Annotated in this window: 20 protein-coding genes and 2 tRNA genes; 11 read left to right on the top strand and 11 right to left on the bottom strand. The window is 63.6% G+C overall.

The window, feature by feature from the left end; all coding sequences use genetic code 11:
* Positions 1-67 precede the first annotated feature (67 nt).
* Both K7G82_RS22495 and K7G82_RS22490 read right to left on the bottom strand, forming a co-directional pair.
* Complete coding sequence (locus K7G82_RS22495) at positions 68-1,687, bottom strand: FMN-binding glutamate synthase family protein (protein WP_425517304.1); 1,620 nt, start codon at positions 1,685-1,687, stop codon at positions 68-70.
* Positions 1,688-1,750: 63 nt separating this feature from the next.
* On the bottom strand, positions 1,751-1,990 hold the full coding sequence (locus K7G82_RS22490) for a hypothetical protein (RefSeq protein ID WP_222992194.1): 240 nt from the start codon (positions 1,988-1,990) through the stop codon (positions 1,751-1,753).
* A 465-nt stretch (positions 1,991-2,455) separates the two neighbouring features.
* Here K7G82_RS22490 and K7G82_RS22485 point away from each other — a divergent pair, with 465 nt between their 5' ends.
* The 4 genes from K7G82_RS22485 to K7G82_RS22470 all read left to right on the top strand — a co-directional run bounded on the left by K7G82_RS22485 (position 2,456) and on the right by K7G82_RS22470 (position 5,355).
* Positions 2,456-2,962: a hypothetical protein gene (locus tag K7G82_RS22485; protein WP_222992193.1), complete on the top strand. Its 507-nt coding sequence runs from the start codon at positions 2,456-2,458 to the stop codon at positions 2,960-2,962.
* Positions 2,963-3,307: 345 nt separating this feature from the next.
* A complete protein-coding gene (locus K7G82_RS22480) occupies positions 3,308-3,766 on the top strand; it encodes a hypothetical protein (protein WP_222992192.1) in 459 nt (152 codons plus the stop codon).
* Between the two features lie 777 nt (positions 3,767-4,543).
* Positions 4,544-4,975, top strand: coding sequence for a hypothetical protein (locus K7G82_RS22475; RefSeq protein WP_222992191.1), 432 nt, complete (start codon positions 4,544-4,546; stop codon positions 4,973-4,975).
* Positions 4,976-5,175: 200 nt separating this feature from the next.
* A complete protein-coding gene (locus K7G82_RS22470) occupies positions 5,176-5,355 on the top strand; it encodes a hypothetical protein (protein ID WP_222992190.1) in 180 nt (59 codons plus the stop codon).
* 73 nt (positions 5,356-5,428) lie between these two features.
* On the opposite strand, the gene K7G82_RS22465 is transcribed toward K7G82_RS22470, so the two are convergent.
* Positions 5,429-5,890, bottom strand: coding sequence for a hypothetical protein (locus K7G82_RS22465; protein WP_222992189.1), 462 nt, complete (start codon positions 5,888-5,890; stop codon positions 5,429-5,431).
* 82 nt (positions 5,891-5,972) lie between these two features.
* Entirely contained in the window at positions 5,973-6,398 is a 426-nt protein-coding gene (locus K7G82_RS22460; protein WP_222992188.1) for a hypothetical protein, read from the bottom strand.
* A gap of 892 nt (positions 6,399-7,290) precedes the next feature.
* On the opposite strand from K7G82_RS22460, the gene K7G82_RS22455 reads away from it, so the two are divergent.
* Positions 7,291-7,587 (top strand): hypothetical protein, encoded by a 297-nt coding sequence (locus K7G82_RS22455; protein WP_222992187.1) that lies wholly within the window; start codon positions 7,291-7,293, stop codon positions 7,585-7,587.
* 208 nt (positions 7,588-7,795) lie between these two features.
* The gene (locus K7G82_RS22450) at positions 7,796-8,221 is read left to right on the top strand and encodes a hypothetical protein (RefSeq protein WP_222992186.1); all 426 of its coding nucleotides are present in this window, start codon (positions 7,796-7,798) and stop codon (positions 8,219-8,221) included.
* Between the two features lie 64 nt (positions 8,222-8,285).
* Here the strand turns inward: K7G82_RS22450 and K7G82_RS22445 are convergent, their stop codons facing one another.
* On the bottom strand, positions 8,286-8,765 hold the full coding sequence (locus K7G82_RS22445) for a hypothetical protein (RefSeq protein ID WP_222992185.1): 480 nt from the start codon (positions 8,763-8,765) through the stop codon (positions 8,286-8,288).
* Positions 8,766-8,954: 189 nt separating this feature from the next.
* Between K7G82_RS22445 and K7G82_RS22440 the strand changes: the two genes are divergently transcribed.
* Positions 8,955-9,473 (top strand): hypothetical protein, encoded by a 519-nt coding sequence (locus K7G82_RS22440; protein ID WP_222992184.1) that lies wholly within the window; start codon positions 8,955-8,957, stop codon positions 9,471-9,473.
* Between the two features lie 89 nt (positions 9,474-9,562).
* On the opposite strand, the gene K7G82_RS22435 is transcribed toward K7G82_RS22440, so the two are convergent.
* From K7G82_RS22435 to K7G82_RS22425, 3 genes are all read right to left on the bottom strand, one after another.
* The gene (locus K7G82_RS22435) at positions 9,563-9,892 is read right to left on the bottom strand and encodes a barstar family protein (protein ID WP_222992183.1); all 330 of its coding nucleotides are present in this window, start codon (positions 9,890-9,892) and stop codon (positions 9,563-9,565) included.
* A gap of 72 nt (positions 9,893-9,964) precedes the next feature.
* A complete protein-coding gene (locus tag K7G82_RS22430) occupies positions 9,965-10,333 on the bottom strand; it encodes a hypothetical protein (protein ID WP_222992182.1) in 369 nt (122 codons plus the stop codon).
* A gap of 61 nt (positions 10,334-10,394) precedes the next feature.
* Positions 10,395-10,631 carry a hypothetical protein gene (locus tag K7G82_RS22425; RefSeq protein ID WP_222992181.1) on the bottom strand — a complete coding sequence of 79 codons (237 nt, stop codon included), beginning with the start codon at positions 10,629-10,631 and terminating at the stop codon, positions 10,395-10,397.
* Between the two features lie 263 nt (positions 10,632-10,894).
* Here K7G82_RS22425 and K7G82_RS22420 point away from each other — a divergent pair, with 263 nt between their 5' ends.
* The 3 genes from K7G82_RS22420 (at position 10,895) to K7G82_RS22410 (ending at position 13,269) form a co-directional block, all read left to right on the top strand.
* Positions 10,895-11,539, top strand: coding sequence for a glutathione S-transferase family protein (locus K7G82_RS22420; RefSeq protein WP_222992180.1), 645 nt, complete (start codon positions 10,895-10,897; stop codon positions 11,537-11,539).
* Between the two features lie 46 nt (positions 11,540-11,585).
* Positions 11,586-12,146: a YkgJ family cysteine cluster protein gene (locus K7G82_RS22415; RefSeq protein ID WP_222992179.1), complete on the top strand. Its 561-nt coding sequence runs from the start codon at positions 11,586-11,588 to the stop codon at positions 12,144-12,146.
* A 334-nt stretch (positions 12,147-12,480) separates the two neighbouring features.
* On the top strand, positions 12,481-13,269 hold the full coding sequence (locus tag K7G82_RS22410; RefSeq protein ID WP_222992178.1) for a class I SAM-dependent methyltransferase: 789 nt from the start codon (positions 12,481-12,483) through the stop codon (positions 13,267-13,269).
* A gap of 290 nt (positions 13,270-13,559) precedes the next feature.
* Here the strand turns inward: K7G82_RS22410 and K7G82_RS22405 are convergent.
* The 3 genes from K7G82_RS22405 to K7G82_RS22395 all read right to left on the bottom strand — a co-directional run bounded on the left by K7G82_RS22405 (position 13,560) and on the right by K7G82_RS22395 (position 14,171).
* A tRNA-Cys gene (locus K7G82_RS22405) sits at positions 13,560-13,635 on the bottom strand.
* Between the two features lie 30 nt (positions 13,636-13,665).
* Positions 13,666-13,740 (bottom strand) — tRNA-Met (locus K7G82_RS22400).
* A 158-nt stretch (positions 13,741-13,898) separates the two neighbouring features.
* Positions 13,899-14,171, bottom strand: a complete 273-nt coding sequence (locus K7G82_RS22395; RefSeq protein WP_222992177.1) for a hypothetical protein — start codon at positions 14,169-14,171, stop codon at positions 13,899-13,901.
* Between the two features lie 221 nt (positions 14,172-14,392).
* Between K7G82_RS22395 and K7G82_RS22390 the strand changes: the two genes are divergently transcribed.
* Entirely contained in the window at positions 14,393-14,974 is a 582-nt protein-coding gene (locus tag K7G82_RS22390; protein WP_246623792.1) for a hypothetical protein, read from the top strand.
* The last annotated feature ends 36 nt before the right edge of the window (positions 14,975-15,010 follow it).

Genomic DNA, 15,010 nt, shown 5'->3' with positions numbered 1-15,010 from the left:
CTCAAATTTCCAGCAAAATCCTGGACAGAGGTGCGCAGCCGGGGGTGAGGGTTGCTTGCAACGGCCTTCAAACCCCCGCCGGCATCATGTCGAAGCTGTCGGCGCGCGCCAGGCGCCAGGCGGCGCTGTAGAAATCGCGGTTCGATGCGCCGGAGAGGAGTTCGCCTTCCTCCAGGAAGATATGGAGCTGCGAGAACAGCCGGATCTCGGTGAGGCTGACGCGGCGGACCAGATGGTGCGGGCCGAGGCGATTGGGATGGTCGAGCCCGGCGGTCGCGATCATCTCCGACAGGGCGAGCATCGTGTTGCGGTGGTAATTGAACACGCGTTCCGCCTTGTCTGGCACCACCAGTGCGCGCTGGCGGATCGCATCCTGGGTGGCGACGCCCGCCGGGCAGCGATTGGTGTGGCAGGAGAGCGACTGGATACAGCCGATCGCGAACATGAATCCGCGCCCGGCATTGGTCCAGTCCGCGCCCAGCGCCATCACCGTCGCGATATCGAAGGCGCTGACGATCTTGCCCGCCGCGCCCACCTTGATCTTGCCGCGCAGCCCGGCGCCGACCAGCGTGTTGTGCACGAACAACAGGCTTTCGCGCATCGGCATGCCGACATGATCGGTGAATTCCAGCGGCGCCGCGCCCGTGCCCCCTTCGGCGCCGTCGACGACGATATAATCGGGCAGGATGCCGGTGTGGCGCATCGCCTTCACCATGCCCATGAATTCCCAGGGCTGGCCGATGCACAGCTTGAAGCCGATCGGCTTGCCGCCGGAAAGACGGCGGAGCTGGCCGATGAATTCCATCATCTCGATCGGCGTGGAAAAGGCGCTGTGCCGCGCGGGCGACAGGCAATCCTTGCCGATCGGGATGCCGCGCGTCTCCGCGATCTCCGCCGTCACCTTTTCCCCCGGCAGGATGCCGCCCCGGCCGGGCTTCGCGCCCTGGCTGATCTTCAGCTCGATCATCTTCACCTGCGGATCGGCCGCCTGTTCGGCGAAGCGGACGGGATCGAAGGCGCCGTCGGCGGTGCGGCAGCCGAAATAGCCGCTGCCGATTTCCCAGATCAGGTCTCCGCCATGTTCGCGGTGATAGGGGCTGATCGATCCCTCTCCGGTATCGTGCGCGAAACCGCCCAGCTTCGCGCCGCCGTTGAGCGCGCGGATGGCGTTGGCGCTGAGCGCCCCGAAGCTCATCGCGGAGATGTTGAAGATCGACGCGCTGTAGGGCTGGGTGCAGGCGTCTCCGCCGATGCGGATGCGGAAGCCGGCGGGATCGGCCACGGGCACCGGCTGCGTCGAATGGGCGATGAATTCATAGCCGTTGCGATAGACGTCGACCAATGTGCCGAAGGCGCGATCGCTCACCTCGTTCTTGGCGCGCGCATAGACGAGCGAGCGCTGGCTGCGCGAAAAGGGCGTCTGTTCATGCTCGTCCTCGAGCAGATATTGGCGGATGCCCGGCCGGATCTCTTCGAAGAACCAGCGCAGCCGGCCGACGATCGGATAATTGCGGCGAACGGAATGGAGCGGCTGGCGCAGATCGTACAGCCCGATCAGCGCCAGCCCCGCGCCCAGGATCAGCAGCGGCCAGGCCCAGGGCGCGGGCAGGCACAGGCCCGCGACCAGCGCGAGGAACATGCTGAGGGCCAGCGGGGTGAAACGGGTGAGGCGCAAGACGGGCTCCATGGGTGACGCGGGGCAGTGATGAACGGAGTATAGGGAATGGGCGCGGCGGCGCACCCGGCGAACTCATCCGTCGGGGATTTCCACGCCGACTGCCGCGCTGGGCTTTGTCGGACTAGCCCAGATCAGCGCCGTCATCGCGGCGAAGGCGACGAATGCGGTGATCGCCCAGCCCTGCCATGGCCGGCGGGTGAAGGCGAACAACAGGCTGTACGCCCCGACCACCGCCGCGACGATGACCAGGCCGAGCATGTCTTCGAGATGATGGGGCCAGTGGAGGAGCGTGCCCATGGGATCGTCCGGCATGACGGGGGTTCCGCGATCATGCCGCGCGCGGCGGTTCCGGCGGGCGGGGCTCGTCGGGCGGGGCGGGGGTTTTCGGCCGTGGCGTGAACGGCAATATCTTCGCGCGTGCCCAGTCGCGCGCGCAATCGCCTGGCTGCTGTTCGCCGGGCTCCGCTGGATCCGCGGATTCATCCTGTGTCGTGCGTGTCATGTCCGGCTCCGGGCGCCGCAATCCGGGCGCACCGCATCAAATGATCGAGGAAACACCCCGGCCCCGCGACATGCAGGCCCGGGGCGGCTAGCCTTCGAGCAGCCGGCCCGCGTGATGCGTCAGGCGCAGGGGAGAAAAGGCGTCGTTCATGACGGGGCGAAGATGGTCCCGGTGGCGGGAAAGTCAAGCCGGTGGGGGTGGGTAGAAAAAGGATCCAAGATCCATTGATTTCGCGGTGAATGCGGCGCAGGATCGTGATCCGGGGAGGGGCTTTCATGAAACAGCTATTTGCCGTGGCACTGGGCTTCGCGATCTGCGCGTCGCCGCTTCATGCGCAGACGATCGGTGGCGCCGCCCGCATCAGCGGGGCGGGGCCGGTGGCGACCGGGGGCTTTGCCGGCGCGCGGATCCGCATTCCGTTCGGCGGCGCGTGCGGCGAGCGCCGGGCCATTCGCGCCGGGCTGGCGCTGGCGCCGATGCTGCGGCGGGATGGGCAGGGGCAGGCGGCGAGCACATTGCGGATCGGCGAAGGGCTGGAATTCCGCTTTCGCGGCGATGTGCCCGTCGCGCATCTCTCGCTGGCCGGCCAATATCTCGGCCCCGCGCGCTATGCGCCGGGCGGCGAAACGCCGGCGGGGGCGCGGCGCAATCTTTCAGGCGGCGGAACCACGGCGGCGATCGTCATCGGCTTGGCGGTGCTGGCCGGCGGCGGGCTGCTGCTCGCGCTCAAGGATTCGGGCGATCCCGACAATTGCACCGGCGGCCAGTGCAACAATAATTGAACGGTTGATCCGCACGATCCCGCACCGCATCGGGGTTGGCGATCTTTCCTCTGGCGTCCTTGTCACGCGCCGGCGCGTGTGTTTCTGCACGTCACCTTATCGCTGTCGCCTTTGGCGAAGCTTTCTGTCAGCGTGCACTCAATCACTGCTCGAGTGGGTTTAGGGCACTGTTATCGAAAAGATCCCAATGACTGGTACCCAGTTTGAATAGCGTTTTTTTGACAGTGGCTTAGCTCGAATGCTTCCTCCGCGTCCGGCCTGGGGGGCAGGCCGCATTAGGGGGAGGATACGATGCCGGTGATGTCGAGGCGCGTCCGTTTGCTCCTGATCGCCGCGGGCGGGGTTTTGCTCATCGGCCTGCCATCGCAGGCGAGCGCCAGTTGCGACGGGGGCTGGCCGAAATGCTGGGAGCCGGAGATCAGGATCGGCTCCGGCGGTGGTGGTGGCGGACCGAAGAAAGGCGCCAAGTCCGCGTCGTCGACGGTGCTGGAGCCCGATCCTGTCTATCAGGCGCCCGGCTGCCACGCGCCCTATCGCGCACGCAACCTCACCAACCGGCGGATCAACGTGATCGTACTGGAGCGCTGGAAGCAATCGGGGCCGGGATGCAACATCACTGGAGAGGAAACGCCCCGGCACCTGATCCTCGACCCACGTGAGAGCGAATTTCTGGGTTGCTCGACACAGATCAGTTCGATGGGCAGCTGCACCGACATCCGCAAATGGCGGATTCCGGAGCAGAAAAAGAAGAAGATACCGAAGAAAAAATGGAGCCGTCCGGACGATAACGGACCGCGCCATTAGATCACGGCCGATGAAGGTCCGGCAAGATTCCGGCCGGATGTTCAGCATGCCGTCACACCCATCATTGGCGGTTTGCGGCCCATCCGTTTTTCAATAGGAAAACAGGCGCAATCACGAACCGCTGGACGAGAGATTGAAGGGGCAGGATCACGTGACGTATGGCGCGCCGGAAATTACGAACATGTCAATACACAACATGTTTGAAGTCGACGAAGATGGTCAATTCTATTACGCTATTCGAGAAATTAACGCCAGAGTACCCGTTAGTGCTGAAGACTATGACAATACTGTCGCAAAATACGAATTCAGATCCAAAATATCGCTATTTCTATTCGGATTATCGGTATTCGCGTCACTTATATGGATTTTCTTTCGCGTTGCGCGAAACCTATTTTCTCTGACTGACCTCCTTATAATCGCATTGCCGATAGTGATTTTTGTTCTATCAATTGCAATTGTAACTCATTTGTCTATTAAGCCATTAAATGACAGGCTCTTTGCCTATATAAGAGCCAACAAGGATGTCGATGGATTTTCTGAAGATTATAATAGATTGTCTAAATCGATGTCCAAGCCGAGAAGAATCGTCGCAAGATTATTAGGATTTATCATCGGATCTATAATTTTCTATTTCTCCATGAAAGCCTGAAGCTTTCAGCGTCGCCATTGCAGGCGCGACGGCGCCTTTCACCATTGCCGTCGCGAGGCCGGTGTGTGTGGAGTGTCCGGCGATCTCCGCCATTGCCCTGGCGGAGCGGCGCTGCCAGCATAGCCCGCATGCGCATCGGCCCCGACGACTATGAACGCATGCGGCGATGGCTCGGTTTCATGGCGGCAAGGGTTTTTCCGCCCGAGCTGCTGACGGCGGAGACCGATCCGTTGACCGCGCTGGATCGCATCACCGCCGGCTCGGCCGCGCGGGCCCGGCGCGGCCTGGGCATGGCGATCGGGGATATCGTCGAGTTCACGAGCGGCTGGTCCGCCGCCGAGGTTTCAAAAATCGATGACCTGTTGTCGCGGCAGGAACTGCCGACGCTGACGGCGGTGCGATCGCGGTTCTCGAGCGCCATTCAGCGCGTGCTCCGGCGCGGGCGGATCAAGACTGACGATGAGTTCCACGCGGTCCGCAACGCGGCCGATCAGCCGGGCACGGATGCCCCCGCCTTATGGTCGCTTCTGGCGGCCTATGAGGCGGAACGGTCGCGGTGATCGGTTTTCCTTCGTCATGCCTAGGGCGCACTGAAACCAGGCGGTCGTCAGCCGGGCGGAGTGGAAAGCCGGCGCGATCCTGTTAGGGCTTGGGCATGTTGGTGGAATCGATCGCCATATACAGGGGCCCGGGCGGCGATGAACGCGGCCGCGTTTGCCGAAGAGATGACGGCCTGTTCCAATATGCGCTCGAACGCCTCATGCTGGAAACCGATGAACATTATGCCTATTGGAGCCCGTCGGGGGAGAAATCCGGCATCTATGGCGGCGAAGCGGCGGTAACGGCGGCGCTGCTCGCCAGATTGCCCGGAGCCGAAAGGATCGACGGCGGTCAGCAGGTGAGCATCAGCCTCGATATCGGATACTGGCCTGATCCATGAATCGCGGCTGCGTGCCGTATCGATGAATTGCCTGCCGGCATCATGGCCGGGCGTGTGCGATCACCGCCCCCCGCTAACGCCCCGGCCCCGCGCCGTCGGGATCGTTCCTGCACGTCACTTCACCGCTCTCCCCTTCGGCGAAAAACTCGGTCAGCATGCCGCGATTGACGACGAAGCGGCCCTTGAACAGCCCGGCGCCGTCGCCCGAAAACCAGACCCTGGCGGCATGGCCGGGGCGCGGCGGGCGTGAATTGATTTCGACGAAACCGTTCATTCCGTCGAAGCCGGTGCCTTTCACCGTCCATCGGCGGGACGCCGCGGTTTTTTCTCCATAATCGTCGCCCAATATGTTGGATGGATCGTCGAAGCGCACGCTGTTCGGCTTTCCCGAAGTTCGCGTGCCGAGAATGATGTTCACCGTCTGTGGCTCGACCGGCGGGCCACCCTCCGGATCGCCCGCGAATACGCATTCGAGCCGGAACTCGCCCGAAGGCGCCGGCGCCGCGAGCGCGAGGACGATCAGCATCAGGCTCATCGCGCGTTTCTGGCATTGTCAGGGGCTGGCGGCAATCGGGGCACGCGCATCCTCGTCACGCGGCATGGCCGGGAATGGGTGGCTAGCCGCCCTTTGCCCGACCTTTCAGGCTCGCCCTTGCCGCCGTCGCGAATGCAGCGAGGTGAACCAGCAGGGCCAGAAGCAGATACAGGCTGCCCAATGCGGACGCATCCCCTGCCGGTCCGTCATGGATCATCAGCTCCGATACGCGCAGGAACAAGGACATGCATTGCAGGTACGCGATGATCGCGGCCGGGATGAATATGAGATGGGGCAGCCATCGCGGCGCGAATTGCCAAGCGGCCGCCCATGCGATTGCGGACAGCGCGAGCGGCGACAAGGTTGCCGCAAGCCACAGAGCCCAAAGCTGAACCGGGCTCACCTCGGCTCTTGCATGAAAGCTGATGGTGTCGATCGCAAACGGCGCGGCAAACAGCGTCGCGCCTGCGATCCCAGCGCCATATGCGGCAAAACCGAGCCCCTTCATCGCGTCAGCATGACCTTGCCTCCAAATGCCCGCAAGCGCGGCGTTTCCTGACCGACCGGATTCGGCGTCCGTCTACAGCACTTGGATAGGCGGGAGTGGTCGTTAGGCATCGCCCGCTTCAAATATTACCTTGCGAACAAATGCTGGAAATTGACTGGTTTGCGATAATGCGTTGTGGGATACTTTGATAATGTCTGTCCTTCGCGCTCATCTCTTCGACGTCTCTCGCGATGAACTCCTCAAGCGCCTTGCTCGTGGTCTAAACCAACTGACGATTCGCAACCGCGCTCACTACGATGGTCGGGATGCACACTCGTGTTTGGTCGAAGGCAACGAGGCAATTCATCGCCTGACAGGACATTTGCACGATCTGCTGGACCCGAGAGAGCCGCTGACGGAAAGCCGTAAAGATGGAATAGTTGATGCGCTAATCCTGCTATCGCCACCAACACTGGACAGGATAATGAACCCGCTTCCAATCGGCTCCTAATGGGTGGATTCTGGAAAGGCCGGTTCCAGCACAGAGGGCTTAATAGCTGCAGGTATGAGGTTGGGCGCCGATGCAAAAGCTGTCCCGACAACGGAAATTCGACAGCAAGATGATTGCGAGCTTCCGGATCGCTGCTAAGGAATAGTTCTTGGATCGACGATGGTATCCGGCGTGAGGGCTAAAATGTACAGTGCGGCTGCAAGATTCGTGATTGCAGCAGCTCTCGTGGCGGCATGGTCTGCGGCAGTGAGCGCGGAATTGCCCCCGAAGTCGCCTGCATATGTCGCCGCAAGGACGACTTTTTACTTGTGTCCGAACCTCATTAGGACGGATGCTCCACCGCCGGCCGTTGAATTGGAAAAACTGGACCTCGAGATAGCATCGCCGCAGGAACCGGGAGCTATGACGTTCAAGTCCACCCAAGACGGAGTGTCGCTACTGTTCACCTATGACCCTGTTAAAAAGCGATGCATCACAAACTATGCGGGGTCCGGATACGAGCAGGTCGCCCGCATGTCACGCGAGGCTGCGACGCGGACAACATTCAAACGCATTACCGGCGGGGACAAAGATGGGGCAAAGGCAATTGTGTTGGAGGGCCCAATTGAACTGGACAAGACCAGGATCGCCCGAGTGATCATCATTGAGAACTACACGAATGGTTCTTCGGCAATCAGCTACAGCGAGCGGGCTAAGTAGCCGACTTGTGGTGCGCGCGTCCGCTTCCGACCCGGAAGCAGAGCTCTACGTCCAGATGACTGCATGACGGGTTACAGGCGACCAGCTTGAGCGCCGCGACGACCGCAATTGGGGCGCTTGCTGGCTGGCAGGACTCAGCGGTCGTCCATGGCCAGCGGATGGCCAGTAGCGGGTAGAAAGCGGACATTGCGTGAGCTAGCCTGCATTCATGTCAAAGCAGAGCGCGCGGGATCAACTGACCCTCCATTTGGAGGGCGGCGAGGACGTAAATCAGTTCGACGCTGTCGTCCGGGCGGCTGGCTTTTCTGGAGCGACCGGCTACATAATTGATGCTCGGCAGATGCAGGACTTTTTAGGCGCGTTGGCCGTTTTTCCGATCTCGGATCCGGTTCGATTGAGCGTCGGCACTGAGTTTCCCGACGGACCTTTGCTCTCCATTACGATACAGCCAGCCGATCGGCGCGGGACGTTGAGCGTTCATGTTTCGCTGGCAGCCGACGATGATCGAAGCCGAAAGGTATCGACTCACTTCCGCTGCGTGCATTCGGATGTCGAGCACTTTGCGGATCAGCTTCAGATTGCGCTTGGGTCAGGTGGTACCGCCGTTTTAGCAGCGGCTGAGTTTCTCGGTTGAATGGCCGCAATTTGGGCGTTCCCCGCCATCCCGCGAAGGGCTGTGGCGGGCATGGGCAGATCCTTCAGGACGATGCGGATCGCACGCCGGCCAGGATCGCCTTGGTCGCGATGCAGAGATCGCCCGCGAATGCCGTGCCCGGCGCCATCCGAAAGGTCGATGCGCCGTTTCCCCGGGCCGGGTTCCGGTGCAGCGCGATCGTCCTGGGGCCTGACACGAATCCGCCCAACTCGTACCAGATCACCCAATAACGCCCCGCCTGATAGGCGCGCAGGAAGCGCCGGTTGGGAACGGGCCCGTCGACAACATCGGTGCTGTTGAACGGACCGCCGGCATCTGACATCGGTATCGCGGCATCGAAGAACCGGGTGAGTTCACTCACCACATCGGCGGGAAGCCCCTTGATGGAATGCGCGATCGTCGCGCCGCCACCCAGGTCGCAGGGCGGAAGGACGGGCATGTCCGGCCGATTGCGCTCCTTCCAGACTTCGGGGGGCAAAGGCGCCGCCTGAAGCGTGGCGCCCAGCAGCATCGTTGCGATCATTCCGATCTCCCTTGTCGCGCGAAGGCCGCGATCGTCGCCGATTGTGGCGATCTCCGGCCGCCGCGTCGATGCCCCATTCGCAGCGATCGACGCCGGTCCGCATCTCACGCCCGCAGCGGAAGCCCGGCTCCGCTCCAACGCGCATCACGGTCGCCGCCCGAACAGGCAGAAGCGGGTGGAAAACTGACCATGTCATACTTAGGATTCGAGCAGACGCATCAGAGAGATTATTGTGAAATCATGGTGACTGATATTCGGGCTCGCGCGCAGCGCCTGATCAACGGATCATGGGAATTCATTCCTGGGGTCACTCCGTTCGATGGCCATTGCACATACGGGCTGTTTGGCTTCTTGGCCGACGTGCGAAACTATTCAGCGGTGACGCCAATCTCTCAGCCCAGAGGTTTGCCGGAAGGTGTAGATCCTCCATCAGAAGATTACGACGGGCCCCTCGATGAATGGCTCGGTGAGCATGACTATTCATGGTTGCTGTTGTCGGAGCTACTGAGCGTTGACTATAATCAAACCATGGAAGATCGACGTTTTTCAGGCATGATCGACGGAATGATAAGCGGTTCCCATACCGTGCCAGCCGGTAGTGGCGTCCGCATGACGTTACGAGCCTTCCTCGGCGAAGCCTATTTCGAAGAGCTTGATCGGTTGACACATAGCGGAGTGGAGCGGATCGTTTTCGGATTTGACAGCTAGCTACGGTCGGCAGCGAATATCGCGAAATAGGCCGTTTCCCGCCATTCGCTTCGCGGGTGACGGTGGATGACGGGAAGCGACATCGCCGCTCAGGCGCGGCCGGCAAGGAATGGAGACACATCCTCGGCGATCTCCAGCGAAGCCTGATCGGACGTGATGCGCGCGACCGCTCCGTATCGGGCAAGCGCGCTGAAGACCCTGGCCATCTCGTCGAACGCCGCTTCGCCTGCCTGATCCAGCCCGGTCACCACGACGCGCAATGGCCGCTCGACTTCGTTGATATCCCCGGCGATCATCGAATCGATCAGGGCGGGAACACAATCGCCATGCCAATCCGGCGCGCCCAGTTTCCGGAGCAGCGCCGTGTAGAAATCGGCGGGCGCCGTCCAGTGCCGGGCATCAAGCCTGACGATATTCACGCATGCCTTTCCGCGCCGATCGCGCTCAATTCATGATTGACGGGCTCATGGCCTGGGCGAAGGGGCGTTACCCTAGGTCAGATTCGCGTCGACAAACATTTCCGCGAACTGCTGGGGCGATAAATGCACATCATTCCTGGCGGCGATGCCGGTGTTGTGCGCCCACCTCTCCCGGATAAGGTCGGGCATGTTGGCCGGGAGTTCCATCGTCGCGGCAATAGCGGATTGCCAGCTACCGTCCCCACCGAACAATTGTGTCAGCGTTGGCGCCATCGCCGTCAAAGCAGGCTCGCTTTCGATCGGAAGCTCATCAATTGACCACAGAACATATGCTTCAAGAAAGCGCAGCAGCGGCTTTCCCGCATAACGTCCGGAAGCAACGCCCGGTGGCGGCTCCAGGGGTTGGGATATTTTCTTCGACCATGGCCACTTCATGAACATCTCCGAAAGCCTCCCGGGAATATGAATCTTGGCGGCCCCACGCCAAGGCCGCAATCCCCCGCTAAACCTCCCCCTGCTTGTTGCGGTCCTCGCCCTCCTTCTCGCTTTTGCCGATCCGTTCGATCACTTCCTGCTTGCGGGGATCGAACAGGATGGAGAAGGCCAGGCCGATCGAGAGCACCACGCCCGCCATTCCGCCCCGGCCGCCTTTCCGCGCCGATTTGCGCGCGGCGATGATCGCGAAGGGCAGCGAAACGGCGATGAGGACGATCAGGCCCGCCACGATCATCGATTGCATGAACCGCCCCTCCACCGCGCCCATCGCACCGACGGGCCGTTCAGCCGAAGATAGGGCGGCGTCCGGCGATCGGCCAGTGGGCGCCCCGCCCTCCCGATCGCGCGCCCGGCGCCCGGCGCAAAGGCGGTTCCCATCGGGCCCAGGCCGGTGCAGTTTCCGCCCGCGCGATTATTTCGTGCCCACCATGTCGATTCCGGGCGCGCCCGTTCGTCGTGAGGATGGAAGCGCCCTGTCCGGCGGCGCGGGCAAGGAAAGGAACCGTCATGACGATCACCATCACCGCATTCGAACGCTCGCCCGATGGCGGCAAGGGGCTGGCGCGCGATACGCGGGTGCGCTGGGCGCTGGAGGAAGCGGGCCTGCCCTACGCGGTCCGCCTCGTCCCATTCGTGGCGATGAAGGCGCCGGCGCATCTGGCGCTCCACCCCTTCGGCCAGATCCCCACCTATGAGGAGGGCGATCTGGCGCTGTTCGAAACGGGATCGATCATCCTCCACATCGCCGGGCGGCATCCCGGCCTGTTGCCGGCGGACGAACAGGCCCGCGCCCGCGCGATCACCTGGATGTTCGCCGCGCTCAGCAGCGTGGAGCCGCCGATCCACGACCTCACCACCGCGAAGATCCTGGAGGGGGACCGGCCCTGGGCGGGCGCGCGCCTGCCGCTGGTGATGGACCGCATCCGCGCCCGGCTGGAGCAATTGGCCGCGCGGCTGGGCGACGCCGAATGGCTGGACGGCGCGTTCAGCGCGGGCGATCTGATGATGGTCTCCGTGCTGCTGCGCCTGCGCATGTCCGGCCTGCTCGACGAATATCCGACGCTCGCCGCCTATGTCGCCCGTGGCGAGGCGCGCCCCGCCTATCAACGCGCCTTCGCCGCCCAACTGGCGATCAACGCCCCGCCGGGGTGATCCCCCCCTTGCATTCCCACATCCGCCAAGGCACGCCGTTGCCGCGATGCGCGGCGAAACCGATCTGGAAACCACCTTGCTGGGGCCGGTGCTCGCCGATCGCGATTGCGGCGATTGCGTGGCCTGCTGCACCACCCTGACCGTGGACACGCCGGAATTCAGCAAGCCGGCGGGCACGCCCTGCATGCATCTTTCGGCGCGCGGGTGCGGCATCCATGCGGTGCGGCCGCATATCTGCCGCACATGGTTCTGCGCCTGGCGGCGGGTGGCGGGGCTGGCGGACGATGCGCGGCCGGACCGTTCCGGCATCCTCGTCTCGCTCGATTTCGTGCGCGAACCGCGCAACTGCTTCGAAGGCGTCTCGATCATGGTCCGCCTGCTGCCCGGCAGCAAGGCGATCGAGAACGGCATGGCCGGCGCCATCCTGGACGTGCTGTGCGATCGGCTGGTGGCGGTGTGGTTCAGCGACGGATCGAAGAAGATGCTGATGCACCCCCCGAACGAGGTCGCCAGCCTCGTCATCTCGGGCAAACCGGCGCCCGCGCACCTCCGCGCCGAAGTGGCCGCGTGGCGCGCGCAATATGGCGTGTTCGCGGGGGAGGGCTAGGGGCGATCCCTGGCCCATTGGCGCCGCGGCACTGGCAAGGCGATCCGATTCAGCACCATCATCGCCGTCAACATCCCCGTCGCTCCAGCGAAAGCTGGAGCCCATGCGATGCGCCCATCCGCATCGCCGTCCGGGGATCGCATGGGCTCCAGCTTTCGCTGGAGCGACGGCGGGGAGGGGGGCGCACGCAACGGCCTTCCGGAGCGGCTGGGGCAGGGTGGTCGGCCACCTGTCATGGCCCGCTTCCCGCCCGCGCGATCGTTCGCACAGGTGGTTTCAATTCACCGTCAATGGTTCCAGACATGATCGCGACACCCCTTGCCGGAGCGCCCCCATGACTGAAGCACGCCATCCGGACGGCAGCGCCGGCGATGTCGATTATGGCCGGATCGGCGGCACCTACAGCCGGTTCCGCAGGCCCGATCCCGTCATCGCCGCGCAGATCCACGCGGCGCTGGGCGATGCGCGGACCGTGCTGAACGTCGGCGCCGGGGCGGGATCCTACGAACCGCCGGACCGTGACGTCACGGCGGTGGAGCCGTCGGCGTCGATGCGCGCGCAGCGGCCCGCGCATCTTTCCGTGGCGATCGACGCGGTGGCGGAAAACCTGCCGTTCGAAGACGGCCGCTTCGATGCGTCGATGGCCACCGTCACCGTCCACCAATGGTCCGATCTCGAAAAGGGGCTGGCCGAAATGCGCCGGGTCACGCTGGGGCCGGTCGTGCTGCTCGTCTGCGATCCGGCGCGGATGATGGAGTATTGGCTGAGCGACTATATCCCCGAAGTGCGCGAGATCGAGGCGAGCCGCTTCCCCGCCATCGATCGGATCACCGCCGCGCTCGGCGGGGCGGTCCGGGTCGAACCGGTGCCCGTTCCCCTCCACTGCGCGGACGGATTCAACGAAGCCTATTATGGCCGCCCGGAAGCGCTGCTCGACGCGGAAGCGCGGCTGGCCTGCTCCAGCTGGAGCCTTGTTCCACGGGCCTCGGTCGAACGCTTTGCGCGCGCGCTTGCGGACGATCTGGCAAGCGGGCGGTGGGACGAGAAATTCGGCCATCTCCGCACCCAGCCATTCTTCGACGGCCCCCTCCGCCTCGTGATCGGCACTCCCGCATCGGGTTGAGCCTGTCGGGACGGGGTGGCGACATTCCCCGCGCGGAGTGGCGTGCAAGGTCGACCGGATCCCGTTCAACGCGTCACCCCAGCGCAGGCTGGGGTCTGCCAACCAGATCGCGCCTGATCTTGTGGAAGATCCCAGCCTGCGCTGGGATGACGCATGGGGTGGACATTTTCGAAGATATCAAACGTACCGTCGCTCGAACGACAGCCTGGGTCTGCCAACCAGATCGCGCCTGATCCTGTGGGAGATCACAGTTCGCGTCGGGATGACGCTTCAGCCTGGCATTCGAAGAATGGAGCCGCGAGTGGGAATTGAACCCACATGCATTCGGGTTGCAACCGAAGCCAATGACCACTCTGGCATCGCGGCGTGGAAGCCCGGACGACCGGGCAATTCTGATGGTGGCAATGGCTGGGATCGAACCAGCGACCTTGGCCGTATGAAGGCCCTGCTCTACCTCTAAGCTACACTGCCGAATTGCGCAGTGAAGCGACACGGATGTGCTTCAACAGCGCGCGCTGCTGAATCGACACATTCGTTGAAGGGAGCCTGTCCGTTGCATGGCCGCCATTGTGGCGATCCGCGCATGGAAGTCAATGCACCGCTGGCGACCGCTCGATCCGAGCTGCCGATCAGCCCGCATGATTGTCGTTGCCGCATTTGCGGCAATGGCGGTGCGGCCAGGGCGTGAACGGGCCGAACATGCCGGGGCGATGGGCGAAGACGGAGGTGCCGCACGCCCGGCATTTGAAGAACACCGCCGTCAGCCCGACGTGCAGCGGGAACAGCACGACAAGATAGGGCAGCACCGCCGGCGGCACGCCGCCATCGCCCCATATCGACGCGCCGAGCAGCAGCGACGCGACGATGGCCACATAGGCCCAGGCCCTGACATAAGGGGACATCGGCCGAGCCTGGACAGCATATCGAGAGGTGGGAACCGGTTTTCCGCGAAACGATGCGGGGCAATGGCTGCCACGTGCCGCGCGGTCCGGATTTCGCGCGGCGCGCTCCGGCGCCAGGCATGAGAACGCGAGTTGAAGCTTAAGGTCGACATCTGTTGAGTGCGCGTGCGGGCCGCACGGCCCCGCACATCGGCGCGAGGCCGGGCGAACGGGAAGAGGGCATGGAACAGCTTGACAGGCGCTCCCTTCTGCGGAGCTTCGGTACGGGGCTTTGCGCGGTTTCGGCGATCGGTGCGGCGCGCGCGGCGCCGGCATATGGCGATGGTGAAACGCACGGCCGGGCGGCCGGCGCAAAATGGAGTGCCGGGGATATGACGATGAAGCTGCGTCCGTTCGGCACGCTGGACGTGTTTCCGGACTTCTCGGTCAGCCATGACGGCCCGATCGCGACCCGGCTGGCGGCGCGGCTCGGCCGGGTGGACTGGCGCAACGACGCGCTGGGCGCGGTCAGCCTGAGCGTGGGCATGGGCAGCTATCTGCAAGGGCCGCACGCGGCGCACGTCACCGTCCGCATGGCGCTGAAGGCCGGGGACGGCACGCCCTTCTTCTTCCAATATGTCTCGGTGGGCGACATGGCGGCGCATCTGCGCGGCGAAGCGCCGATCATGCTGACCGGCCAGATCGAGATCGACCCCGCCCATCCGACGCTCGCCTGGCTGAACCAGGTCCAGCTCGTCGGGCGCGGCATGCTGACGATGGATCCGGTTTGCCAGAGCTACGAGATGGCGATCCTGGAGGGTTAGAGCATCGTGCGGAAAAGTGGGAACCGGTTTTCCGCA

The organism is Sphingomonas colocasiae (assembly GCF_019880585.1).
Classification (GTDB): Bacteria; Pseudomonadota; Alphaproteobacteria; order Sphingomonadales; family Sphingomonadaceae; genus Sphingobium_A; species Sphingobium_A colocasiae.
This window is presented reverse-complemented; position numbering and strand designations above follow the sequence as displayed.